Origin of the sequence: Stenotrophomonas sp. YIM B06876, from assembly GCF_030711595.1 — a bacterium.
Taxonomy (GTDB): Bacteria; Pseudomonadota; Gammaproteobacteria; order Xanthomonadales; family Xanthomonadaceae; genus Stenotrophomonas.
In genome coordinates this window covers 1-1,598 of record NZ_JAUJUJ010000179.1, presented here as the reverse complement: position 1 = coordinate 1,598, position 1,598 = coordinate 1, and the positions used below count along the sequence as shown (strand labels likewise).

The window sequence follows — 1,598 nt, the reverse complement described above, 5'->3', positions numbered from 1 at the left end:
TCGACGGCAACGAGCCCATCTACAACCGCCTGGTCGAGTTCGAGCGCGGCGGCACCAAGGTCGTGCCCGGCCTGGCCGAGCGCTGGGAGATCTCGGCCGATGGCAAGGAATACACCTTCCACCTGCGCAAGGGCGTGAAGTGGCACAACACCAGCAAGAGCTTCAAGCCGACGCGCGACATGAACGCCGACGACGTGCTGTTCATGTTCGAGCGCCAGTGGAAGGAGAGCAACCCCTACTTCAAGGTCACCAGCCCGAACCACTCGTACTTCAATGACATGGGCATGCCCAAGCTGCTGGTATCGGTGGACAAGGTCGACGACCACACCATCAAGATCACGCTCAACAAGCCCGAGGCGCCGTTCCTGGCCAACCTGGCGATGCCGTATGCGGCCGTGCAGTCCAAGGAGTACGCCGACGCCATGCTCAAGGCCGGCACGCCCGAGAAGATCGACCAGGACCCGATCGGCACCGGCCCGTTCTACCTGGTGCAGTACCAGAAGGACGCCGTGATCCGCTACAAGGCCTTCCCGGCCTACTGGGGCGGCAAGGCCAAGCTCGACGACCTGGTCTACGCCATCACGCCCGATGCCTCGGTGCGCTGGGCCAAGCTGCAAAAGGGCGAGTGCCATGTCATGCCGTATCCGAACCCGGCCGACCTGGACGCGATCCGCAAGGACAGCAAGATCACGGTGCTCGAGCAGCCCGGCCTGAACGTCGGCTATCTGGCCTACAACACCACCAAGAAGCCGTTCGACGATGTGCGCGTGCGCAAGGCCATCAACATGGCGATCGACAAGAAGGCCATCATCGACGGCGTCTACCTGAGCACCGGCGTGGCCGCCAAGAACCCGATCCCGCCGACCATGTGGTCGTACAACGACGCCGTCAAGGACGACCCGTTCGATCCGGCAGCGGCCAAGAAGCTGCTCGCCGAGGCCGGCTTGCCGAACGGCTTTTCCACCGACCTGTGGGCCATGCCGGTGCAGCGCCCCTACAACCCCAACGCCAAGCGCATCGCCGAGCTGATGCAGGCCGACCTGGCCAAGATCGGCGTCAAGGCCGAGATCAAGTCGTTCGAGTGGGGCGAGTACCGCAAGCGCCTGCAGGAGGGCGAGCACCAGATGGGCATGCTGGGCTGGACCGGCGACAATGGCGATCCGGACAACTTCCTCTACACGCTGCTGGGCTGCGCCTCGGCGCAGTCGAACAGCGGCAGCAACATCGCCAAGTTCTGCTACCAGCCCTATGAAGAGCTGGTGGTCAAGGCCAAGACGGTGACCAGCCAGGCCGAGCGCACCGAGCTGTACAAGAAGGCCCAGGTGATCTTCAAGGAGCAGGCACCGTGGTTCACCATCGCGCATGCGGTGCAGCTCAAGCCCGTGCGCAAGGAAGTGGTGGATTTCAAGCTCAGCCCGTTCGGCCGGCACAACTTCTACGGCGTGGACATCAAGAACTGATGCCCGCCCTGTGGGCCGCCCCCGCGCGGCCCTGTCAGGCCCTGGAGCCCTCCGGCCCGGGGCCTTTTTCATGGAGAAAGAATTTTGCAGACGACGACCACCGCCACCACGGCCACCACCGCCATCCTCAGCGCCTTG

General features: G+C 64.1%; 1 protein-coding gene. It reads left to right on the top strand.

The annotated features are described in order from the left end of the window. Window positions 1–1,460: ABC transporter substrate-binding protein (locus QZH66_RS15850; RefSeq protein WP_305806856.1), on the top strand; the 1,460-nt coding region annotated here is incomplete at its 5' end. Between the last annotated feature and the right edge of the window lie 138 nt (window positions 1,461–1,598).